The 22,277-nt window shown below is 68.2% G+C and carries 24 protein-coding genes; 7 read left to right on the top strand and 17 right to left on the bottom strand.

From position 1 onward, the window contains the following. Window positions 1-54: 54 nt before the first annotated feature. The 5 genes from R2K23_RS23615 to R2K23_RS23595 all read right to left on the bottom strand — a co-directional run bounded on the left by R2K23_RS23615 (window position 55) and on the right by R2K23_RS23595 (window position 4,881). Window positions 55-1,050, bottom strand: coding sequence for a zinc-dependent alcohol dehydrogenase (locus tag R2K23_RS23615; protein ID WP_396893686.1), 996 nt, complete (start codon window positions 1,048-1,050; stop codon window positions 55-57). A 145-nt stretch (window positions 1,051-1,195) separates the two neighbouring features. Next, a complete protein-coding gene (locus tag R2K23_RS23610) occupies window positions 1,196-2,815 on the bottom strand; it encodes an FAD-binding protein (RefSeq protein WP_316513067.1) in 1,620 nt (539 codons plus the stop codon). Window positions 2,816-3,262: 447 nt separating this feature from the next. Continuing rightward, window positions 3,263-3,403 carry a hypothetical protein gene (locus tag R2K23_RS23605; RefSeq protein ID WP_316513065.1) on the bottom strand — a complete coding sequence of 47 codons (141 nt, stop codon included), beginning with the start codon at window positions 3,401-3,403 and terminating at the stop codon, window positions 3,263-3,265. An 87-nt stretch (window positions 3,404-3,490) separates the two neighbouring features. Continuing rightward, window positions 3,491-4,297 carry a L,D-transpeptidase gene (locus tag R2K23_RS23600; protein WP_316513063.1) on the bottom strand — a complete coding sequence of 269 codons (807 nt, stop codon included), beginning with the start codon at window positions 4,295-4,297 and terminating at the stop codon, window positions 3,491-3,493. A gap of 110 nt (window positions 4,298-4,407) precedes the next feature. After that, window positions 4,408-4,881, bottom strand: coding sequence for a hypothetical protein (locus tag R2K23_RS23595; protein WP_316513061.1), 474 nt, complete (start codon window positions 4,879-4,881; stop codon window positions 4,408-4,410). Window positions 4,882-5,149: 268 nt separating this feature from the next. Between R2K23_RS23595 and R2K23_RS23590 the strand changes: the two genes are divergently transcribed. The 4 genes from R2K23_RS23590 (at window position 5,150) to R2K23_RS23575 (ending at window position 8,031) form a co-directional block, all read left to right on the top strand. Then, complete coding sequence (locus R2K23_RS23590; RefSeq protein WP_316513059.1) at window positions 5,150-5,974, top strand: alpha/beta fold hydrolase; 825 nt, start codon at window positions 5,150-5,152, stop codon at window positions 5,972-5,974. 78 nt (window positions 5,975-6,052) lie between these two features. Then, window positions 6,053-6,427, top strand: coding sequence for a PH domain-containing protein (locus R2K23_RS23585; RefSeq protein WP_316513057.1), 375 nt, complete (start codon window positions 6,053-6,055; stop codon window positions 6,425-6,427). A 99-nt stretch (window positions 6,428-6,526) separates the two neighbouring features. Beyond that, on the top strand, window positions 6,527-7,477 hold the full coding sequence (locus tag R2K23_RS23580; protein ID WP_316513054.1) for an acyl-CoA thioesterase: 951 nt from the start codon (window positions 6,527-6,529) through the stop codon (window positions 7,475-7,477). Further along, window positions 7,474-8,031, top strand: coding sequence for a VOC family protein (locus R2K23_RS23575; protein ID WP_316513052.1), 558 nt, complete (start codon window positions 7,474-7,476; stop codon window positions 8,029-8,031). Before R2K23_RS23580 ends, R2K23_RS23575 begins: the two co-directional genes overlap by 4 nt. Before the next feature lie 46 nt (window positions 8,032-8,077). On the opposite strand, the gene R2K23_RS23570 is transcribed toward R2K23_RS23575, so the two are convergent. Further along, the gene (locus R2K23_RS23570; RefSeq protein WP_316513051.1) at window positions 8,078-9,541 is read right to left on the bottom strand and encodes a protein adenylyltransferase SelO; all 1,464 of its coding nucleotides are present in this window, start codon (window positions 9,539-9,541) and stop codon (window positions 8,078-8,080) included. A 25-nt stretch (window positions 9,542-9,566) separates the two neighbouring features. After that, window positions 9,567-11,270, bottom strand: a complete 1,704-nt coding sequence (locus R2K23_RS23565; RefSeq protein ID WP_316513049.1) for an AMP-binding protein — start codon at window positions 11,268-11,270, stop codon at window positions 9,567-9,569. Window positions 11,271-11,330: 60 nt separating this feature from the next. Here R2K23_RS23565 and R2K23_RS23560 point away from each other — a divergent pair, with 60 nt between their 5' ends. Then, on the top strand, window positions 11,331-12,158 hold the full coding sequence (locus R2K23_RS23560; RefSeq protein WP_316513047.1) for a helix-turn-helix transcriptional regulator: 828 nt from the start codon (window positions 11,331-11,333) through the stop codon (window positions 12,156-12,158). Here the strand turns inward: R2K23_RS23560 and R2K23_RS23555 are convergent, their stop codons facing one another. Next, window positions 12,159-12,590 (bottom strand): type II toxin-antitoxin system VapC family toxin, encoded by a 432-nt coding sequence (locus R2K23_RS23555; protein ID WP_316513046.1) that lies wholly within the window; start codon window positions 12,588-12,590, stop codon window positions 12,159-12,161. Further along, a complete protein-coding gene (locus R2K23_RS23550; protein WP_316513044.1) occupies window positions 12,577-12,834 on the bottom strand; it encodes a ribbon-helix-helix domain-containing protein in 258 nt (85 codons plus the stop codon). Before R2K23_RS23550 ends, R2K23_RS23555 begins: the two co-directional genes overlap by 14 nt. 64 nt (window positions 12,835-12,898) lie before the next feature. Between R2K23_RS23550 and R2K23_RS23545 the strand changes: the two genes are divergently transcribed. Both R2K23_RS23545 and R2K23_RS23540 read left to right on the top strand, forming a co-directional pair. Then, window positions 12,899-14,161 (top strand): hypothetical protein, encoded by a 1,263-nt coding sequence (locus R2K23_RS23545; protein ID WP_316513042.1) that lies wholly within the window; start codon window positions 12,899-12,901, stop codon window positions 14,159-14,161. An 86-nt stretch (window positions 14,162-14,247) separates the two neighbouring features. Continuing rightward, a complete protein-coding gene (locus R2K23_RS23540) occupies window positions 14,248-15,657 on the top strand; it encodes an aldehyde dehydrogenase (RefSeq protein ID WP_316513041.1) in 1,410 nt (469 codons plus the stop codon). A 36-nt stretch (window positions 15,658-15,693) separates the two neighbouring features. Here R2K23_RS23540 and R2K23_RS23535 read toward each other — a convergent pair whose 3' ends face one another. The 8 genes from R2K23_RS23535 to R2K23_RS23500 all read right to left on the bottom strand — a co-directional run bounded on the left by R2K23_RS23535 (window position 15,694) and on the right by R2K23_RS23500 (window position 22,274). Continuing rightward, on the bottom strand, window positions 15,694-16,539 hold the full coding sequence (locus R2K23_RS23535; RefSeq protein ID WP_316513040.1) for a TauD/TfdA dioxygenase family protein: 846 nt from the start codon (window positions 16,537-16,539) through the stop codon (window positions 15,694-15,696). 28 nt (window positions 16,540-16,567) lie between these two features. Next, window positions 16,568-16,903 carry a hypothetical protein gene (locus tag R2K23_RS23530; protein WP_316513039.1) on the bottom strand — a complete coding sequence of 112 codons (336 nt, stop codon included), beginning with the start codon at window positions 16,901-16,903 and terminating at the stop codon, window positions 16,568-16,570. After that, on the bottom strand, window positions 16,900-18,171 hold the full coding sequence (locus R2K23_RS23525) for an aromatic ring-hydroxylating oxygenase subunit alpha (protein WP_316513038.1): 1,272 nt from the start codon (window positions 18,169-18,171) through the stop codon (window positions 16,900-16,902). The genes R2K23_RS23530 and R2K23_RS23525 overlap by 4 nt, the downstream gene beginning before the upstream one ends. A gap of 48 nt (window positions 18,172-18,219) precedes the next feature. After that, complete coding sequence (locus R2K23_RS23520; protein ID WP_316517526.1) at window positions 18,220-18,963, bottom strand: SDR family NAD(P)-dependent oxidoreductase; 744 nt, start codon at window positions 18,961-18,963, stop codon at window positions 18,220-18,222. A 43-nt stretch (window positions 18,964-19,006) separates the two neighbouring features. Beyond that, window positions 19,007-20,068: a ferredoxin--NADP reductase gene (locus R2K23_RS23515; RefSeq protein WP_316513036.1), complete on the bottom strand. Its 1,062-nt coding sequence runs from the start codon at window positions 20,066-20,068 to the stop codon at window positions 19,007-19,009. A 71-nt stretch (window positions 20,069-20,139) separates the two neighbouring features. Continuing rightward, on the bottom strand, window positions 20,140-20,592 hold the full coding sequence (locus R2K23_RS23510) for a MarR family winged helix-turn-helix transcriptional regulator (RefSeq protein ID WP_316513035.1): 453 nt from the start codon (window positions 20,590-20,592) through the stop codon (window positions 20,140-20,142). 102 nt (window positions 20,593-20,694) lie between these two features. After that, on the bottom strand, window positions 20,695-21,969 hold the full coding sequence (locus R2K23_RS23505) for a metal-dependent hydrolase family protein (protein ID WP_396892661.1): 1,275 nt from the start codon (window positions 21,967-21,969) through the stop codon (window positions 20,695-20,697). Further along, window positions 21,945-22,274 carry a hypothetical protein gene (locus tag R2K23_RS23500; protein ID WP_316513031.1) on the bottom strand — a complete coding sequence of 110 codons (330 nt, stop codon included), beginning with the start codon at window positions 22,272-22,274 and terminating at the stop codon, window positions 21,945-21,947. The genes R2K23_RS23505 and R2K23_RS23500 overlap by 25 nt, the downstream gene beginning before the upstream one ends. Between the last annotated feature and the right edge of the window lie 3 nt (window positions 22,275-22,277).

The raw sequence follows: 22,277 nt of genomic DNA, 5'->3' as shown, positions 1-22,277 counted from the left end.
GACTGGCCGGCGCGTATCCGCGCGCCGGCCAGCGCCGGCCAGGTGCCACCCCGATCAGTCGAAGACGATGACGACCTTTTCCGTGGCGCCGGGTGTGGCTACCAGCTCGAGGGCCTCCGGCAGGTCGTCGAAATCGATGGTGTGGCTGATGATCTTCGCATAGGTCTGCCAGTCAGCGACGATGTCGGGGGTTACTTCGAAGATCTCCGTAGGATACCCCATCGAGCCGACCAGAGTCAGCTCGTTGCTCATGATGTTCATCAGGTCCACGCTGACCGGTTCCTTGTGGACCCCGACGATGCCGATCTTGGCGCCGCGCTTGGCGGTGCTCAGCGCAGTGTTCACCACCGCGGGCACCCCTGCGGCGTCGAGGTAGATGTCCGTGCCGGCCCGGTCCGGCCAAATGGATTCGCCATTGCCGTGCAGTTCGCGGAGGCGGGCGGGCAGGTCCTCGGTGCTGGAGTTGATGACCGCATCCGCTCCGACTTCGAGCGCTTTGTCGAGACGGTCAGCCACCACATCGACCACGACGACATGATGGACGCCAAGGGATTTGAGCGAAATTGTCATACCGAGACCAATCGGGCCGGCACCGAAGACGACCACCTGGTCGGTCAGCTTGGGCGCTACCTGGTTGACGCCGTGGCGGGCGACGGCCATGGGTTCATTCAGTGCTGCTACCTCGAATGGCACGTGATCGGGGATGGGCTCGACGCTGTGGCCTACCACCGCATCCTTGATGAGGAGGTACTGCGCCAGTGCCCCGCTGGCGCCGCCGTTGCCGATGACACCGTCCGGCGCAGCCATGGGGTTGATCACCACGCGTTGGCCGACGGCGATGTCGGTAACCGCACTACCGACCGCGACGACTTCGCCGGCTGCCTCGTGTCCGAGCGGCATGTTGCCCTGGTGCGGCGGTAGACCACCGATGGACAGGTAGAACGTGTCGGACCCACAGATCCCGCAGGCGCGGATACGTACGAGCACATCGCCCGCACTGACGGACGGAGTCGGGATGTCGACAATGTCGACTTGACCGGGCGCGGATATTACGGCGGCTCTCACGCTATGTCCTTTCTGAAACCGGCGGTCAGGAAGTCCGCTGGTGCGGGATCAGTGGTGGAACGGAGCCACGTCCGCGGCCGTGCAGTACGAGTGCAGCGAGGTGCTCCGGACGCCCTCGTCGAACGTCATGTCAGTCGGCGTCTCGGTGCACCGACCCGAAGCCCAGCCGCTGTGCGGCGTGGGCGGCCGCCCGGCGACCGCTGAAGATGCAGTCGGAGAGCGACAGGCCGCTGACATAGCTGTTGGAACAGATGCCGACGGCGTTGCGGCCCGCGGCATACAGGCCCGGAACCACACCGCCGTCGCGGTGCACCACCTCGCCGGTGTTCTCGTCGACCACCAGGCCGCCCAACGTCAGGCCGGGGATCGGAAAGAACATCGACGAATCGGCGGAGATGTTGATCGAATAGAACGGCCCGGTCTGCATCGGCGGGCACAACTCGGACGTCTTGTGCGCGGGATCTCCTGCACCGCTGGTGATCCCACTTCGATACTCATCAAAGGTGCGGCGTAGCCCGGCCGGGTCGATGCCGTTCTGCGCTGCGATGCCCTCGATGGTCGCGGCCTTCTTGTGCCCGAGTGTGAAGAGGTACAGCAGCTGCAAACGTTGGAACACGTGCGTCTGCCCGCGGATCTGTCGGCGCACCTTCTTCCAGGTCGACGCGTCGTAGATGGCCCATCCGCGGCCACCGAACTCGCGCATCAGCACGTTGCCGTGGGTGGCTCCGTAGAGGTCTTCGTTGGCGATTCGTCGACCGTCCGCGCCGACGGTGAGGCCCTCCAGGAACGCGCTCGGCGGCGCCAGGAAACGCCAGGCGGTGACGTTGCCCATCTTGTCGGCCGTGCCCCCGGCCGCCAGACCGAGCGCGATGCCGCCGCCGTCGTCACCCGGCGTTCCGAGCGGCGAGATCTTCATGAACTGCGGCGCGAACTCCTGCATCCATTCCCGGTTGTAGACGAACCCCCCGGCGGCCAGCACCACGGCCCCGGCGTGCGCGTGGCCCGGCACGGCGGCCTCGGTCCAGATTTCTTCGGCCCGCGCGACTGCTCCCTTGACGACGCCGGGCAGCCAGGTGCCCACCTTGCCGGTCAGCTTTGTCAGCGTCGAATACTTGCGTGCGGCAGCGCTGTCGGTGGGCACCGCCCGGTAGCGGATACCGGTGACGCGTCCCTGATCGTCCTTGATCAGGTCGTGGACCCGGGCCAGCGGGACGATCTCGACGCCCTTGCTTCGCGCGGAGCGGTGCAGGTGCTCGAAGAGCACTCGGCCCGAACTCATCCCGGGGGCCAGGACGCGATGGCCGCGCGGCGCCGGCCGGGCGTACCCGCCGTACGGGTGGGCCTTCTCGTTGCCCGAGTAGTAGAGGTAGAAGTCGTCGGTGGGGTAGGAGGTCTTGTAGGACGACACCGGCCCGCCCCGGAATTCCACCCCCTGGGCCTTGAGCCACTCGATCATCGCGGGGCTCTGCTCGCAGAACCGGGTGAGGGTTTCGTCGCTGACGGCATCGCCGACTTCGGCCCGCAGGTAGGCGCGCATCTCCTCGACGCTGTCCTCGTAGCCGCCGGCCCGCTGCTCCGGTGTCCCGGCGCCGGCGTAGATGATGCCCCCGGACAACGCGGTGGCCCCACCGCCGTGGCCGCGGTCCAGCACGAGCACGCGTGCCCCGCGATCGGCAGCCTCGATGGCCGCTGCGGCACCGGCGGCGCCGAATCCCACCACGATCAGGTCGTAGTCACCGCCTGTCGGCATGGTTTGTCCCCTCGGCGAATTGGTACGCGCACCCCTAGAAACGGGGCGGCGAGCTGCGAGATCCTTGGGCCTCTATGGTGGTGACCGAGGGTGCTCCGCACCAGGGGACGTCCCACTCAGCGGGTATGGGCACCGGTCCGTGATCCTGGTCCACGGGAAACGAGCTCGGCTCTACATTCGCACCGCCACCCGCGCGGCCGACGGGCGATTGGCACATTGGTCCGATCGCGGGTTCGGTACCACAGGCAGCAGGTGACGCGACGCGGCCCTAACCCCTGCAGTCCCAACCATGCAATGCCTTGACCGTCACATCTACGATCCCGAGGGAACTTTGCTGCTCGGCGAACGTAACCACTCACGCGAGTAGACGTCGGGCCGAGCCGCCGTTGCTGCGTCCGTGGGTTCAGCGCCTCGAACGCGATCAAGGTCCGCGAAAGCTGCTTGTTTTCAGCGCTTCTTGCCGTTGATGAGCGAGTCGGTGGCGGACGCCTGGGCCTGGGCGGCCTTGGCGTGCTTGGCGGCCCGCTTTTCCTTCAGGCTTTTTCCGGACTTTTTCGTCATCGACTGGCGCGGAGACTTATCAGACATGCTGGCCCCTTGATCATGGGGTCCTGAGTTGGTCCCGATGCCTCGACACTACCCCGCGGCGTCGATCAGCGGGGGCGGCTTGGTCGGCTATTCCTCCACGATGACCGGATCGCCGATCTTGACGTGGTCGAAGTACCATTCGGCGGCGGCGGGGATCAGCCCGATGCAACCGTGGCTGGTGTTCTCGATGCCCATGGAGTTGACCGCCCACGGCGCCGAGTGCACGAAGATGCCTCGCCAGGTGATCCGCACCGCGTGGTCGACCTCCTGCAGGTAGCCCTCGGTCTCGGTGATCGGCACTCCGACGCTGCTGGAATCCATCAGCACCGTCCGGTTCTTCTCCAGCACAGTGTATTTGCCCACGGGCGTCGGATACTTCTCGCGTCCCATGGAGGCCAGCAGCACGCCCTCCTCGCCCGCGTGCGGCAGATGATGAGGCGCGGGCAGGCGGACCGGCGGTCCGGCCGGGTCACCGTCGATGGTCACCGTGAACGTGTGCTTGGACAGGCTGGCGACGCCGATGACGGCGGGGCCGGTCTTGAACTGCGCATTCTTGGCGCCGACCGACAGCATCACCGTGCTGTTCGACGGCCAGTAGCGGTCTGGAACCCATTGCACCACATTACTTTCCAGCCACTCGAACTTGCCCGTCATGGCCGGCGTGGAGCTGATTCGCAAGGCCCGCTCCGCGCTGGCGCGGTTGGCCACCGGCCCGGTGAACGTCACAATCACGGGGTGGGCCACGCCGACGGGTTCGTCGCCGGTCGGCTGGATCGATTCGATCATCGAGTGCAGCGGTTGGACGATCGCCGTGGTTTGGACTTCAGCCGTCGGTGCGGCTAACACGGCGGCGACCACGACCGCCGCGAGAACAGAACGAATGACTGCTCGCATGGACCCGACCTCTTAGATGAACAGCACTGCTACGACGAACTCTGCGCCGGGATCCGCTGTGCGGGAGTCATTGGTTCGACTGCCGCGCAGCGGATCCCGTCCACATTTGATCAGCTGGGATCGGCGGCTCCGGGCAATGTGGGGACGCCGGACTGCGGACCGCGGGTGGTCTGCGGATTGGTGGGTACGCCCTTGCCGGACGCCGCGCCACTCATCGTCGTGAGCGGCGCGCCGGCCGCCACAGGGGCCGCGACGGGCGGGACGACGGGGACCGGCGGCGGCGGGGCAACCGGCGGAACGGGCGGCACCAGCGGCGGAACTGGGGGCACCGGCGGCACCAGAGGGGGCACCGGTGGGGGCGCGACCGGCGGCACCGGCGGCACCAACGGGGGCGGCACCACGGGCGGAACCAGCGGCGGGCCGGGCGGCGGACCCGCGACGGGGGCGGCCAGGCCGGACGCCTCGAGTGACACCGCAGCACAGGGCGCCGCGGTCCCCGACATCTTCTCCAGGCAGTCGGCGCCGCCCGTGACGAACGGAGTGGCCGCGGCCTGTCCGCCCAATAGCACTGCAGCAGCACCCATTCCGATGCTGACGACCCCCGTGCAAAGGAATCGAGAAATAGAAAGCCGCACGTCGACTCCTTCTGTTAGTCCTGGCGAATTACAGGAGAGAAATTACGCACCTGAAATATAAGAGCTCTCTGGGGCCGATTCCGGAACGGTTGCGCGACCGAGACGGAAATGAGCCTCGACGTGACCGCACCGCTCCCAATCGGTGACCTTCGGCGGGCAGCGCGTCGTAGGCTGGACGCACTCCACCCGTGCTCGTCACCGAGGAAGGCCCGGCGCCATGCCCACGATCACGACCAGCGACGGTGTCGAAATCTTCTACAAGGACTGGGGCTCGGGCCAACCCATCGTCTTCAGTCACGGCTGGCCACTGTCATCCGACGACTGGGACACCCAGTTGTTGTACTTCCTGTCCGAGGGTTATCGGGTGGTGGCACATGATCGCCGCGGACACGGGCGCTCGGCCCAGGTCGCCGGCGGGCACGACATGGACCACTACGCCGACGATCTCAAGGCCGTCATCGACCACCTGGATCTACGTGACGCGATCCACGTCGGGCATTCCACCGGCGGGGGAGAAGTGGTCCGTTACCTGGCCCGCCACGGCGAGGAGCGCGCGGCAAAGGCGGCGCTGCTGTGCGCGGTGCCGCCGCTGATGGTCCAGACGGACACCAACCCGCAGGGCCAGCCGAAGGCCGCGTTCGACGACCTGCAGGCCCAGTTGGCGGCGAACCGCTCGGAGTTCTACCGCACGTTGGCAGCCGGGCCGTTCTACGGTTTCAACCGGGACGGCGTAGAACCGTCCGAGGCCGTGATCGCGAACTGGTGGCGGCAGGGCATGATGGGCGGCGCCAAGGCCCACTACGACGGCATCGTGGCGTTCTCCCAGACCGACTTCACTGGGGACCTCAAACGGCTCACCCTGCCCGTACTGGTGGTGCACAGCGAGGACGACCAGATTGTGCCGTACGCCGCGGCGGGGCCGAAGTCGGCGGATCTGCTGGCCAACGGCACCCTGACGACCTACGTCGACCTGCCGCACGGGTTGCCGACCACGCACGCCGACGTGCTCAACCCCGAATTGTTGGCGTTCTTCCAGTCCTGACGGCGCCCTGCACGGCAGGCCGGAACCCAGTTTGGCCGATCCCTCCCGGGCCGATGGCCCAGTCGATAGCGTCCGGTCATGATCGACTTCCAGAACGGCCTCTTCGTCAAACTTGGACCAGCCGATCCGAAGCCCGTCGCCGGCGAACTGGCGCCGATTCTCGTCGATGACGAGCACGTCCACCTCAGTTTCAAGGGGATGCGCGACGCGGTGGTCTTCACCAACAAGCGGCTCATCGTGATCAACGTCCAGGGCTTCAGCGGCAAGAAGCGTGACTATTCCTCCCTGCCCTACAGCAGGATTCAGGCGTGGAGCATCGAGACCGCGGGACGGTTCGACCTGGACGCCGAACTGGAATTGTGGTTTTCCGGCCTCGGTAAGGTGCGGCTGGACTTCAAGGGGCACGTCGACATCCGCACCATCGGGAAGCTGATCGGCGACTACGTGCTCTGAGCGCCGCGGTACCCGGTTGGGTCCTCCCGCTGCCGGCGGCTACGGTACTGAGCGAACCTAAGCTCTTTTATGTCGGGCGGGCAGCCCCGAGGAGGAAGCGTGAGCCACACCGCAGCGGTCACCGACACCGACACCTTCACCGGTGCCCTGCTCGGCAGCGGATCTGCCCTGGAAAGCCGCGTGCTGGAGGTCCTCGGGGACATCGAGAGCGCGTTGCGGCTCGAGCGCATCGGCCCGGACCGGTTCCGGGCGGGCAGCGAGGCCGACCGGTTCGGGTCCATCTTCGGTGGCCAGTTGCTCGCGCAGGCCCACCTCGCCGCGGCCGCCACGGTCGAGGGGCAGACGCTGAACTCACTGCACGCGTACTTCACCCGCCCGGGAGCCTTGGACGAGCCGGTCGAGATCGTCGTGTCCCGCACCCGTGACGGTAGGGCGCTCTCCACGCGGCATGTCGAACTGGTGCAGAGCCGCGGCACCGTGTTGACCGCGGTGGCCTCCTTCCACGACAACCCGGACGCGCCCGAGCAGCCGGCCGCCCCACCGCAGGCCCCCGCCCCGCTCGAGTTGCCGCTGTTGCAGCACTGGGCGAGCAGAGCCCCGGCCGAGGCGCAGGACATGGCGCAGACGTGGATCGAGGTGCCGCCGCCGCTGGAGATGCGCATCGGGGAGGCCCCCAACTTCCTCGGCGGCCAACCGGCCCGGGGGCCGCGGGCGCACTGGATGCGCCTGCCGCGAAGCGTCGGGGACGACCCGGCGCTGCATCACGCGATGATCACCTACGCCAGTGATTACCTGTTGGTGGACATGGCATTTCGGGAGTACCCCGAGCCGATCGACTGGACGCAGAACATCGGTGTGAGCCTGGACCACGCCATCTGGTTGCATCGACCGGCCCGCTTCGACCAGTGGCACCTCTACACCCAGGAGTCGGTGACGATGCGCGGCCACCGGGCGCTGGTCCGCGGCAGCATCGTCGATGCGGCCGGCGCGCTGGTGGCCAGCGTCGCCCAGGAGGTCATGATCCGGCCGCATCCCGCCCCGTCCCGGTGAACCTCCCGCTGTTCGAACAGCCTTGGCCCGACGGCGATTTCCGGTTCTTCCAGCTGGGTTTCGTGGTCGATGACCTGCTGGACGCGGCCGCGCGATGGGCGCGGGCGTTCGGGATCGGGCCTTTCCACATCCTGCCGCGCGCGCAGAACACCTGCCGCTACCGCGGCGCCGACGCCGTGATCGACCTGCAGGTCGGGGTGGCGCAGGCCGGTCCGGTGCAGATCGAACTCATCCAGAACCACACCACCGGCCCCAGCGTTTTCGCCGACATGGCCGCGATCACCGGCCGCAGCGGGTTCCACCAGGCCGCGACGCTGACCGCCGATTACGAGGCCAAGGTGGCCCAATTCGTCGGCCAGGGCTACGACATCGCCTGCGAACTCACCGCGCCGGGCCAGCGCATCGCGTTCGTGGACACCGTCGAGGACTTCGGCTTCTTCACCGAAGTGGTCGAGGAAACGCCCAGTTTCCGGGCCAACCTGGCGAGGATCGCGGCGACGTGCGCGGCCTGGGATGGCGCCGATCCGATCCGGATCCTCGGTCGCCGCAAGTGATTTCGGTGCGCTCAGGTGACACTCAGCGCATCTGAGCGCACCGAAATCACGTCCCGCAGAAGGTTTGATACGGGCCGAAGGAGTCCGGCGCCGGTTCGGCGTAACGCTCCAGGCCGGCCCGCTCGACGTAGGGGTCGGTGACCGCCGCGAGCAACCGCTCGAAGGGCTCGAGGTCGCCGTCGGTCGCCGCGGCCAGCGCCTGCTCGACGAGGTGATTGCGGGGAATGTAGATCGGATTGACCCGATCCATCGCCACCGCATCGGGATTCAGCGCGAGCCAGCGCACCAACCAGGCGTCGAACGCAGCGAGGTCGAGGAACAGTCCCCGGGCGGGCTCCCGATCACCGCGGGCCGCGTCGGCGAGCGCACGGAAGAACGAGGTGAAGTCGACCTGGCTCTGGGACAGCTGCGTGAGCAGGTCCTCGATGAGCGGGCCCGTCTCCTCGTCGCCGGCCTCGGCGGGCAGCCCCAATTTGGCGCGCATACCGGCGGTCCAGGCGGCCTCGTACCGGGTGCGAAAGCCCTCGAGCGCCGCGGTGGCGATGCCGATCGCCTCCTCGGTGTCCTCGGCGAACAGCGGCAACAGGGTCTCGGCGAAGCGGGCCAGATTCCACATCGCCACGCCGGGCTGATTGCCGTAGGCGTAGCGGCCACCGACGTCGATCGAGCTGAAGACCGTGCCGGGGTGGTAGCCGTCCATGAACGCGCACGGCCCGTAGTCGATGGTCTCACCGGAGATGGTCATGTTGTCGGTGTTCATCACGCCGTGGATGAAGCCGACCAGCATCCATTGGGCGATCAGGGCGGCCTGCACGTCCACCGTCGCCTCGAACAGCGCCAGGTACGGGTTGTCGGCCTCCGCGGCGGCGGGCGCGTGCCGGGCGATGGCGTGGTCGGCCAGCCGGCGCAGCAGGGCCGGGTCGCCGCCGGTGGCGGCGTACTGGAAACTGCCGACCCGCAGGTGGCTGGCGGCCACCCGGGCGAGCACCGCTCCGGGCAGGGCGGTGTCGCGGTGCACGGGCCGCCCGGTGGCCACCACCGCCAGGGCGCGCGTCGTCGGCACGCCCAGCGCGTGCATCGCCTCGCTGATCAGGTACTCACGCAGCATCGGACCGACCGCGGCCAAGCCGTCGCCGCCGCGGGCGAACGGCGTGCGCCCAGAACCCTTGAGGTGCAGGTCGCGCACCCTGCCCGCGGTGTCGGTGAGCTCGCCGAGCAGCAACGCCCGGCCGTCGCCGAGGCGCGGGACGAAGCCGCCGAACTGATGACCGGCGTACCCCTGGGCGACCGGGGCGGCCCCGTCGAGCAGCACCGTGCCGGTCAGCAGGCCAACGCCGTCGGGACTGCGCAGCCAGTCCGGGTCGAGCCCCAGGTCGGCGGCCAGGGGCGCGTTGAGGATCAGTAGTTTCGGGTCCGGCGGGGGCTCGGCCTGCCACGTGACGGCCAGTTCGGCCAGGTCGCGTGCAAACCAGCTGCCCAAGACGACGGGATTCGCTGGTGCGGCGCTCATCCCTCCACCCTACGGAGGCCGCGAACTACTGGACCAAGTCCTCGTAGCGGAACTCGGTGTCGATCGGCGCGCCCTGCCGATGCGCCTCGTCTTCGCGCTGGCGTAGCTCGACCCGGCGGATCTTGCCCGAGATGGTCTTGGGGAGGTCGAAGAACTCGACCCGCCGGACCTTGAGGTAGGGCGCCAGGTTGTCGCGGGCGTACTCCATGATGGCCTGGGCGGTGCCCGCATCGGCGCTCCAGCCGTCGGCCAACGCCACATACGCCTTGGGCACGCACAGCCGGGTGTCGTCGGGCTGCGGGACCACGGCGGCCTCGACCACTGCGGGATGCTCGATGAGCACGCTTTCCAGCTCGAACGGCGACACCTTGTAGTCCGAGGACTTGAACACGTCGTCGGTGCGGCCGATGTAGGTGATGTAGCCGTCGGCGTCGCGGCTGGCGACATCCCCGGTGTGGTAGTAACCGCCCGCGGTGACGGCGGCGTTGCGCTCGGGGTCGTCGACGTAACCGGTCATCAGATTCAGCGGTGCGGCGCTCAGGTCCAGGCAGATCTCGCCTTCGGTCTCCGACGGCTGGCCGGACACCGGGTCGACGAGCACCACCGGGACCCCCGGCATCGGCCGGCCCATCGACCCCGCCTTGATCGGCTGGCCCGGGGTGTTGCCGACCTGCAGCGTGGTCTCGGTCTGTCCGAACCCGTCGCGGATGGTCAGGCCCCAGGCGTTCTCGACCTGGGTGATGACGTCGGGGTTGAGCGGCTCGCCGGCGCCCAGCACCTCACGCAGGCCCTCCGGCCGGGCGCCGAGGTCGGCCTGAATCAGCATGCGCCACACCGTCGGTGGGGCACAAAAGGTGTTCACCCGAGCGCGCCGGAGCTGGTGCAGCAGATCCGCGGCGTCGAAACGCGGATAGTTGTAGACGAAGATCGTCGCCTCGGCGATCCACGGCGCGAAGAAGCAGCTCCACGCGTGTTTGGCCCACCCCGGGGAGCTGATCGCCAGGTGGACGTCGCCGGGCCGGACGCCGATCCAGGCCATGGTGGTCAGGTGGCCGACCGGATACGAGATCTGGGAGTGCTCGACAAGCTTGGGGCGGCTGGTGGTGCCCGAGGTGAAGTAGATCAGCATCGGGTCCGTCACGGCGGTGCACGCCGTGAATGGGCCGGCGTCGACCACGTCGTACGCGTCGGCGTAGCGCAGCCACCCCGGGACTTCATCGCCGACGGCGATCCGGCCGTAGTCGCCGGCGACGGACTCGAATTTCGGGGCGTCGGCCGCGTTGGCGATCACGAATCGGGCGCCGCCGCGGCTGATCCGGTCGGCGAGGTCGGCCGGACCCAGGGCCGCGGTGGTCGGCATGATGACGGCTCCCAGTTTGGCAACCCCGAGCATCGCCTCCCAGAGTTCGACCTGGTTGCCGAGCATCAGGATGACGCGGTCGCCCTTGGCCACCCCCTGCTGCTGCAGCCAGGTGGCGACCAGATCCGAGCGCTGGGCCATCTCCGCGAAGGTGACCTGATGCTCGCTGCCGTCGTGTTCGACGATCCACAGCGCCGGCCGCTCGGCGGTGGCCGGGTCGCGACCGATGGCGTCGAACCAGTCGGTGGCCCAGTTGAACGTGCCCTCGAGCTGCGGCCAGGCGAAGGTCTCGAGTGCCTTGTCGTAGTCGTTGATCGCGGCGACCAGCTGATCGCGGGCGCTGCGATACAGATCGGCATTGGTTGTCATGCCAGCTAGGATCTATGTCACACTCGTCCGCCCGCTACCCCCGAAAGAGGGTATTGCCCCATGTCCACCGGTTCGGGGCTGCTGCGTCCCCGCGATACCGACGTGGTGCGCGCCGAGCTGCGTCGACTCGCGACCGACGGCGGCATCCCGGTGCTGTTCGGCGGTGAGGTGCGGGGCGGCGCGCTGGTTCTCAGCGAGTTTGTCGGAACCCGAACAGGGTTGTTGCGCGGCGTGGTGGTGCGGCCCAGCACGGGTCTTGGTGGGGCCAGCATGGTCGCGGGCCGACCGCTTTCGGTCGCCGACTATCGCAACGCCTCGAACATCACCCACGACTACGACGTCCCGGTGTTGTCCGAGGGCATCGAGTCGATCCTCGCGGTGCCCGTGGTCGTCGACGCGACCCCGCGGGCGATGCTCTACGGCGCCTACCGGTCGAGGGCACCGATGGGTGGCCGGGCCGTGGACCTGATGCTCGATGCCGGACGCAGAGTGGCCGACGAGCTACGGATCCGCGACGAGGTGGACCGGCGGTTGCGGTTGCGCCAGGCCGAGGCGGCCGGCACCGCGAGTCCGGAGGCCGTCCGGGAGGTGCACGCTGAACTGCGGCGGCTGGCCGCCGGGGTGGATCCGGACACTGGCGCGCAGCTGCGTCGGCTGGCGGAGCGGCTCGCCGGTGCCGAACAGCCGACCGCGGTGACGCTAACTCCCCGGGAGCGCGATGTGCTGGCCCAGATCGCGCTCGGCTGCACCAATGCCGAGGCGGCCAAACGTCTTTCGCTGCAGACCGAGACGGTCAAGAGTTATCTGCGTAGCGCCGCAACCAAACTCGGCGCGGGCACGCGGTTCGAGGCGGTGTCACGGGCGCGGTTGCTCGGCCTGCTGCCTTAGCTAAACCTCCAGGGGGTGGCGCCAGCGCAGCCGTTGGAAGCGCGCGAAACCCCGGTCGGCACTGAGCCACAGTGCGCTGTTTTCCACTGCGTAGGCGGCCAGGTACGCGTCGGGGATGTCGTTGCCGCGGGCATCGATGTCACCGCATAGCTGACGGAAAGTGCTCCAATGCCGTTCGCCGGCCCGCAGGTGCATAGCGGCGGGTGCGGCCAGAAGTGCATCGACCGCTGCCCAGGCCCGTTCGGGCGTACTGGGCACGGTGAAGATCCGGCGATTCGTCACGACCCGAACGAAACCGCTGAGTACCGCCTCTGCCAGACCCAGGGGCTCTTCGTCGTTGGCGAAACGTTCGAGGACGGCGCGGTATTCGTCGTGTTCCGGGAGATCGGCGCGATGCGCGTACACCAGCACGTTGACGTCAACGCAGCGCATTCAAGTCCACGTCCTCATCCTGGAGTTCGGCGAGTTCCGCGCTGGAGGACAGGTCGACGCCGGGCCGCAGGCCGCCTTGGCCGAACGGTTCGACGCGGTAGGGGCCGGCTTGCGGCCGGGTGTCGGCGGCGAGGCCTCGCCGAACGGCGTCCTGAAGCACGGCGGCTACGGTGCGGCCCGATCGGGCGGCGCGCGCCTTGATCTCCCGGTAGAGGTCTTCGTCGATCCGGATGGTCGTGCGCACGCATGGCATCTTAGCATCAGGTAGCAGCATCAAGATGTCGGCGATGGGCGAGTAGGTTTGCTACGTGCTCACCGTCGACCTCGCCGGCTCGAGCACCCCGTCCCCCACGATCACCGACCACATCCGGCCCGGGATGCCCAACGAGAACGGCGAATCCACCGGCAGTTTCCTCTACACGAGCCCCGACGGCAGGCCGCCCACCATCGGCGCGGACTACAACCAGGAACTGGGCACGGTCGAGTGGGACTGGGCGCAGGAAACCACCAGCAGCGTGCGGGTCCACTACACCCACACCCGCAATCCGGACTATGACGGCCCGCCGACCATCGACACGGTGGTCATGACCGTCGAGGGCATCGACGACCCGGTCACCTTCGACGTCCAGATCGCCGCCGCCGGGCAACCTGCGGAACTCAGCGTGATCGACTCGTGGTCCTGGGAAACCGACCCGAGCGATGGATCCGTTCGCGGCAGCATCATCGTGAAGGGCGCCGAGGATCCGCGAGAGCTCAGGTGGTTAGGGAGGTCCTCCGAATGGGGCGATCGGGTGGATTTCGACCTGGACAACGTCAATCGCGTGGACGAGAACACGTGGGAGGTCGGCATCACCTACGTCCCGAGCCAAGAAACCCTGGAGCGGGCAACCCAAACCCCCGGCGGGCTGGCTGTCCATCTCCATGTCACGGCCGCCGGGAGGTACGGGCACTCTGACCTGACTATCCCCGTGAATCTGCGCCCGGCAGAGGATTCGGCCTCGCCGATCACCGACCACATCCAGCCCGGTGCGCCGGACCAGAACGGCGTGGCCACAGGCAGTTTCCTGTACACGGGCGCCGACGGCGAGGGGCTGAGCTTCGATTACAGCGAACTCGAGCACGGTGGCGCCGTGGAGTTCGACATACAGCTGGAAGCGGAAGGGTGGCGGGTCCACTACACCTACACCCCGGACCGGGAGTTCGCGCACAGCCTGGCCCATGTGGACTACCAGGGGGGCTCGGTGACCGAGGCCTTCGCGATCACGGTCACCGAGGCCGACGGCACCATCCTGCCGGCCCTCGACGTCGAGGTTCCGGTCACACCGGTGAACACGGCGCCGATGGTGGCCAGCCCGCAGGAAGCCGTGCTGCTGGGGGTGATTTCGCCCGACTTGTCCATACATCTTCGGATGGTCGTCTGGTTCGATGACCCCGACGGCGACGAGTTCGAGGTCGTCGAGGTGACGGCGGCCAGCGGCCGGGATGTGCATCTCCTCGGCGTCGAAGAGGTCGGTGGGCCGCCGCCTCACCCCAAACCGTCGACGACGCTGCCGGCGACCCGGATGCGGTGACGCTCTGAGGTGAGGGCGGGGGCTCGGTCGCGAACCTGATGCGACGTACACTTCTCAAGTAGTTGATACTTCGGGAAGGGGCACGCATGAGCCAGGGCCGCGACGGCGTCATCACGGTGATCTCACCGCACACCGAACAACCCATCGCCGAGGTCCCGGCCGCCACCGCCGCCGAGGTCCAGGCCGCGGTCGCGGCCGCGCGCCAGGCCATCGACGACGGCCCGTGGCCGCGGCTGGACCCGGCCGAACGCATTGCCGCGCTGCGCCGGCTGGCCGCCCGCTACGCCGAGCGCGGCGGCGAGTTGGCCGAACTGATCAGCCGGCAGATCGGCGCGCCGATCAGCTTCGCGCAGCGCGCCCAGGTCGGCCTGCCGACCATGATGATGGGCGCCTTCTGCGACATCGCCGAATCCTTTGCGTGGCAGGAGAATCGGCCCGGATTCTTCGGCGCCGAGGTGCAGGTCCGCAAGGAAGCCGTCGGCGTGGTCGCGGCGGTGGTGCCGTGGAACATGCCCCAGTTCCTCATCATCACCAAGTTGGTCCCGGCGCTGCTGGCCGGGTGCGCGGTCATCGTGAAGCCGGCCCCCGAGTCGCCGCTGGATGCGCTGTTGCTCAAGGAGATGCTCGACGAACTCGACCTGCCGTCCGGCGTGGTGAGCGTCCTGCCGGGCGGTACCGAGGTGGGCGCGGCGCTGGTCGGACACCCCGGCGTCGACAAGGTGTCGTTCACCGGATCGACCGCCGCGGGCAAGGCGGTGGCCGCGGCGTGCGCCGCCAACCTGACCACGGTGAGCCTGGAACTCGGCGGCAAGTCAGCCGCGGTGGTGCTCGACGACGCGGACCCGGCCGCCGTCGCCGCCGCGGTGCGTTCGGCAAGCCTGTCCAACAGCGGGCAGATCTGTAATGCGTTGACGCGCATCCTGGTTCCGCAGCACCGGCAGAGCGACTTCGTCGACGCCCTGGCCGCGGAACTGTCCACCATCGCGGTGGGCGACCCGGCCGACCCGGCCACCCAGATGGGTCCGTTGGTGACGGCCCGGCAGCAGCAACGCGTGCGCGACTACATCCATTCGGGGGTCAGCGAGGGCGCCCGACTGGTGACCGGCGGCGCCGAGCAGCCCGACGGGCTGGACACCGGCTGGTACGTGCGCCCGACCCTGTTCGCCGACGCCAACAACGCCATGCGGATCGCCCGGGAGGAGATCTTCGGCCCCGTCTTGACCGTCATCGGTTACGGAGATCAGGCCGACGCCGTGGCCATTGCCAACGACTCGGATTATGGCCTGGCGGGGTCGGTCTTCACCGCCGACACCGAGCGTGGGCTTGCCGTGGCCGCACAGGTCCGCACCGGAACCTTCGGCGTGAACCAGGGCTACACCATGGATCCCGTCGCCCCCTTCGGCGGCGTCAAGGACAGCGGTTATGGCCGCGAGCTCGGTCGGGAGGGACTCGACGGCTACCTGCAGACCAAGTCGGTGGCGGTGGCGGCCGGCTGAGCCGCGCCCGTCACCGGCGCGGCTGAGCCGGGCCGGTCACTGGATGGGCTCGTCGCCCAGCACGGTGGTGCGCAACATCTCCCGGGGCGAGTTGGGCTCGTAGGGTGCCGCGCGGTGCAGAACCCCCTGGTTGTCCCAGATGACGGTGTCGCCGACCGACCACTGGTGGCTGTACACCCGGCCCGGCGCGGTGGCATGCGCCAGCAACTCGTCGAGCAGCGCGCGGCCCTCGGCGAGGTCCATGCCGACGATGTAGTCCGCCGACGCGCCCAGCACCAACGACTTTCGGCCGCTGCGGTGCGTCCACACCAAGGGATGCTCGTGGGTGGCGCGACTTTTCCAGCGGGACAGTTGGTCCTCGGTGGGGTTCGGGTACACCCGCCGCTGCGAGGCCTCCAGGGAATGCACCACCCGGAGCGTTGCGTAGTGCTTCTGCTCGGCGTCGCTCAGAGTCTCGTACGCCGCGTAGGAGTTGGCGAACTCGGTCTCCCCGCCCGTTGCGGCGACCTGCACGGCCGACAGCACGGTGGCCTTCTGCGGGCACTCGTCGCCCATCGGGGTGCAGCCGTCGATGTGCCAGTCGAACGTGGCCTTGAGGTACTCGGCCGCGCTGTTCTTCGACTTGTCCAGGGTGATCGGGTAGATGCCCGAGACCGGGTGGTGCCCGTCGGCGGACCGGTCGATCTGGCCCAGCCGCTCGGCGAACGCGACCTGCGCCTCGGGGCTGAGGTTCAGGTCGTGAAACACCAGAACTCCGTTGTCCTCCAGGGCATCGAGGACCGCGGCGCCCAGGCCGCCATCGGTCGCGAGCCGGTCGGGGTCGACGCCCACCACCTCGGCGCCGACAGAGGAAGTCAGTTTGTTGATGGTCAGCAGGCTCATGGAAGGCGGCCTTTCTCGAAATGGGAAGTCACGGGCGGGGTTCGCCGGTGCGGATCATCACCGCGTCGGCGGCGTCGACGGGTGCCGGCTGATGCATGATCTCCACGGCCATGGCCACCATCACCAGCGAATAGATCAGGTGCAGCAGGTTGAGCGCGTCCTCGGGTAGGTCATCCAAGGTGAACTTGTCGCAATACTCGATCGCCTCTTCGACGCGCGGAAAGAACGCGTCGTAGAACTCCTGCATGGCGGGCATGCTGCTGGACAGCCGCTGGTTCCACCGCTCGGTCTCCGTTGGCAGGCACCATGTTTCGGCGAACGGCTCCAGCTCGGCAAAGGCGCTGGGCAAGCGTGGCGTGGTCATTGCTGGGCTCCTGCCGGGGTCCGCTCGCGCTGATGGTCGCTGACCCAGTCGGCGACGGTCTTGTGCAGGTGGCGCACCAGGATCTCCTGGTCGTTGACCGGGAACTCGTCGACGACGTCGTACTGGAGTGCGGCCTGGGTCCCGCCCAGCATGCCCGCGTCCTGCAGCGCGAATTCCTTGAGAACCACTGCGGCGACTTCATGTTCGATCCGCTCCCGGACCGTCCGCGCCGGATGGAAGTACGTGAAAGCCTCGTAGCGGTGGGTGTTGTACGACGTCGGCCAGTACCGGTACACCAGATACCAGCCGCCGTAGATGAGGATCTCCAGGTTGGGGAAGATCTGGAAGTTGCTGATGCCCCACGGTTCGATGCCACCGGGGTTCAGCCCGGCGGGCAGCTCGCCGATGTCGGGGGTGCGCCACGGCCCGACCAGCCCGGAGCGGGTGGCCCGTTCGATCGGATACATGTATTCCGGGGCCAGCAGCCAGCGGCGGGTGCCCGCGGTGGAGACCAACCGGTGCGGCCCGTCGAGTTGGAAATGCCCGCAGGTGAACCCGGCGCCGGGGTTGCGAACCTCCGGCGGCACCTGCTGGGTGTGCAGGGCCGGCACGTGGTAGTACTCCTGGAAGGCGTCGGCGAAGATTTTCCAGTTGCTGTTGTTGTGGGCGACCCAGTCGTAGCGCTCGGTCAGCTTGTCGAAGGGATAGTCGTCGAGACCGGTGACCATCGGTCCGAGGAACTCCCGCAGGCTCTGGCGCGGGTTCTCGTCGAAGTTGAGGAACACGAAGCCGGCCCAGACATCGCAGTGCACCTCCTTCAAGCCGAAGTCGACGAGGTCCAGATCAGCGAAATGATCCGGATCCGGAACGGACCTCAGGGACCCGTCGAGCCCATACTCCCAACCGCAGTGCCGGCAGGTGAATCCGGTTCCGGTGTTGCGCAGTTCGGAAGCGCGGTAGTCGATGGTGACCACCGGGTGGCCCCGTCGCCGACAGCTGTTGTGGAAGGCTCGGATCCGGCCGTTCTCGTCCTTGACGAGGAGCAGCGCGGCGTCGACCGCCTCCACCTGCCGGGTGATGTAGCTGCCGGGCTCGGGCGTCTCCTCGACGCGGCTGATGTTCAACCACGCCCGCTTGAAGATCGCCTCCTGCTCGGCCGCGTAGAACTCCGGCGAGATGGAGTCGCGGAACGATATCGGGCCCGTACCGAGTTCCGGGTAGTGCTCGGTCCAGGATCCTTCAGCCGGTTTCGGCCATTGTGCCGCCATGTGAACCTCCGTGGGGCTAGTGGTGTTGGGACTGCAGGAAGAACGAAGTCACATGACGGACCCACCGTTGACGCCGAGGGTTTGGCCGGTGATGAAGCCGGCTTCCTCGGAGCACAGGAATCCGACGGCCGCGGCGATGTCCGCGCCGGTGCCAAGCCGTCCCATGGGGATGTTGGCGGCAATGGTGTCGTTGTCGGGGAGGTGGCCGGCGGCCTGGGACTGGTGCTGCATCGGGGTTTCGATGCCCGAGGGCGGAATGTTGTTGACCGTGATGCCCACCGACGCGTACTCCCGTGCCAGCGACTTCGTCAGCGTCAGCAGCGCCCCCTTGGAGGACGCGTAGTGCGCGGCGAACGGGGTGCCGCGCTGCGCGCTGGACGACGAGATCATCACGATGCGGCCCCAGCCGGCGGCCACCATGTCGGGCAGGGCCACCTGGCAGCAATGGAAGGTGCCGGTCAGGTTCACGTCGATCATGCGTTGCCAGTCGTCGACCGTGATGTCTGCGAAGGACGCGAAGCCGAACAGGCCCGCGCTGGTCACCAGGATCTCGATGGGCCCGAGCTCGGCGCGGACCTTGGCGAAGGCGTCCTGGACGCCGGCCCGGTCGGTGACGTCGGCGCGCACCGCCGTCGCGGTGACCCCGTCGCGCCGCAGATCATCGGCGACGCGTTGTGCCGCTTGGGCATTGACGTCGACCACGGCGACAGAGCAGCCGCGTCGGCCGAGTTCGTGGCAGGTCGCTTCGCCCATCCCGGACGCGCCGCCGGTCACCACCGCCACCCGGTTCATCGGAACCCCACCGAACACACGCTGGACGCCTTTCTGTTGCCGATCACTCGTAGACCACCCGCACCGTCGGACTGGTGGGGATCGCTTGGCAGGTGACCACCCAGCCCTCGGCCACCTCGTCGTCGTCCAGGGCGTCGTTGTTGAGCATCCGGGCGGATCCCTCGGTCACCTGCGCCATACACGTTCCGCACGAACCGGTTTCACACGACGACGGGGCCTTCAGGCCGGCCAGCCGGGCGGTCTGCAGCAAGGTGTTGCCGGCGCGGTAGGGCTGCGTGACCGTGGTGCGATCCAGCTGGATGGTCACCTCTTCGGTGATCACGGCGCCGTTGGTGTCGGGGGCCGGGGCCGCGACAGCGGTGAAACGTTCGAGGTGGATGCGTTGGCGGGGCACCCCGAACTCGAGCAGCGCCGTCTCGACGGTGTCCATGAACGGCCCGGGCCCGCACACGTATACGTCGGCGTTGCCGCGGCCGCGCATGAACTCGGCGACGTGTTGCTGCGACACCACCCCGGCGGACTCGTCGAGGTGGTGTCGCAGCGAGAAGCGTTCGGGATGCTCGGTTTCCAGCTGTGCCAGGGCATCGGCGAAGATGATCGAATCACGGCCGCGGTTGGCATAGAAGAGCCCGGCCCGTCGTGGGGTGGCGGTCAGCGCGGAGCGCAGCAGCGAGATCACCGGCGTGATGCCGCTGCCGCCGGCGAACGCGACCAGTTCGCGATCGGTGTCGGTGAGCACGAAGCGGCCCTCCGGGGGCCCGACGCTGTATTCGGCGCCCACGGCGGCGTTGTCGTTGAGCCAATTGGACACCAGCCCGCCGCGGTCGCGTTTCACCGTGACCTGCAGGTCCGCTTCCAGCACCGGACATGACGACATGGAGTAGCAGCGCTGGTGCTCGTGACCGTCGATGAGCACCCGCAAGGTGACGAATTGCCCGGAGCGGTAGGCGAAGCGCTCGCGGTCCCCGTCGGGGACCTCGAAGATCAGGGAGACCGCGTCGGCGGTCTCCTGCACAACGCGTTTGACCCGCAGCGGCGCGAACCCGTTCGAACTGGACGGGGTCACCGCTGCGGCCGTGTCAACGGGGCGGGTCGCAGGAGGCATCGCGGCCAACAATATCAAGTACTTGTCATAAGTATCAAGGGTTGGCGCCACAATGCGGTGGCGACGGCGGACTACGACTCGACGTGGTCGGTGACCAGGGTGTGTCCGGTGCCCTGCTCGACGATGCGGGCGAGCAGCGACCGGAGTTGCTTCTGCTCTTCGGGGGTGAGCACGCCGAACACCCGGTCGTGGGCGGCGATCGCGTCGCTGACGACGGCGGCGGCGACGGCCCGGCCCTCGCCGGTCAGAAACACCTGGCGGATGCGGCCGTGCTCGGGATCCTGCTTGCGCTCGACCAAACCGCGCTTCTCCAGGGCGGTGAGCGCCAATTGGACGCCCTGGGGGCTGATCAGCAGGCGGCGCGCCAGTTCCGCGCCCGACAGGCCGGGTTCGTTGGCCAGCTGGCGCAGGACACCGATCTGGGCGGTGCTGACGCCGTGCGACTTGACCGCGTCGTTCACCGAGGTCAGCGAGAAATAGAAGGCCTGCTTCAGCAGCCACAACGTGTTCTCGGTGAGTTCCATGTCCGCCTCCTGCCCTACCGCGGACCGCGATGACCAGCGACTGCCCGGTGCCACGACGTTAGCGCACGTCAACCGGTCTGTCGGAGCCCACCGGGGCCGACCTCACGGCTGTTTGACCACCTGTCCGTCCTTCATCACGAACCGTACGTCCAGGGTGGCGGCAATGTCGGTGCTGGGGTCGCCCGGGACTGCGATGATGTCCGCCAGGTAACCCGGCGCCAGCTGCCCGAGGTCGTCGGTGGCGTCGATCAACTCGGCGCTGGTGACCGTCGCGGCTTGCAGGGCCTGCATCGGGGTCATGCCGCGCTCGACGAGCGCCACCAGTTCCTTGGCGTTCTGCCCGTGCGGGATCGCCGGGGCGTCGGTGCCGCAGGCGATCTTGACCCCCGCGGCGATTGCCTTGGGCAGCATGGACTTTGCCCGGGGGAACACCTCCAGGGCCTTCTTGCGCAACTCCGGGGCAATCCGGTCGATGGCCATCGCATCGGTCAGGTACGTGGTCGACACCAGGAACGTGCCGTGGTCGACCATCATCTGCAGGGTCTCGTCGCTGGCGAGGAAGCCGTGCTCGATGCAGTCGATCCCGGCGCGGATGCACGCCTGGATGGCGGTGTCGCCGACGGCGTGCGCGGCCACCCGCACGCCGGCCCGGTGCGCCTCGTCGGCGATGGCCGCGAATTCGGCATCGGAGTACTGCTGCGCGCCCGGGGAGGTGCTGTGCGACATCACGCCGCCGGAGGCCGAGACCTTGATCAACTTGGCGCCGTGCCGGATCTGGTAACGCACGCAGGCGATCACGTCGGGCACGCCGTTGGCGATGCCCTCCGCGACGGTCAGGGGCATGATGCCCGGGGCCAGGCGCTGGAACACGGTGGGATCGAGGTGCCCCCCGTACGGGGTGACCGCGTGGCCGGCGGGGTAGATCCGCGGCCCGGGGTGCCAGCCCTGGTCGATCGCCCGCTGCAGGGCGACATCCAGCAGATAGCCGCCGGTCTTGACCATCAGGCCGAGGTTGCGCACCGTGGTGAACCCGGCGTCCAGGGTGGTGCGGGCGTTCACCGCCCCGCGCAGCGTCCGGTAGGCCGGGTCGTCCTGCACCCCGTGCATCGGGGTGGGCAGGCCCTCGGGACTGCCGGGACCGCCGATGAGCAGGTTGAGTTCCATGTCCATCAGGCCGGGCAGCAGCGTCACGTCGCCGAGGTCGATCTCGGTGGCCGAATCCGGCAGGGGCCCTTCGGGGTTGACGGCGGTGATGCGGTTGCCCTCGAGCACGATCACCGCGGGCGAGCGGACCTCGCCGGCGGCGACGTCGGCCCACCGGGCCGCCCGCAGCACCGTGGTGGCGGCAGCGGTCACGGGACGGGCTCGGCGACGCAATCCAACGACGTGGCCCCGGAGTCGGGCACGCGCGGTTGCTTCCAGCATTCGACCGGGAAGGACACCGTCACCATCGAATACAGCAGGTGCATCAGGTTGAGCACGTCCTCGGGCATGTCGTCGAGGCTGAACTTGTCGCAGTAGGAGATGGCCTCCTCGGCGCGCGCGGTGATGGCGTCGTAGAAGGCCTGCATCTCGGTCATGGTGCTGTTCAGACGCTTTGCGTAGCGCTCCGGTTCGGAGCCCAGCGACCACTCGGAGAACGGCTCGAGGTCGGCGAATTCCGGGGGCAGGATGCTACTCATCGC

The sequence above is a fragment of the Mycolicibacterium sp. MU0050 genome (assembly GCF_963378085.1).
Taxonomy (GTDB): domain Bacteria; phylum Actinomycetota; class Actinomycetes; order Mycobacteriales; family Mycobacteriaceae; genus Mycobacterium; species Mycobacterium wendilense.
Note: the sequence above shows the minus strand (reverse complement) of the source record. Positions and strands in the feature narration are given on the sequence as shown.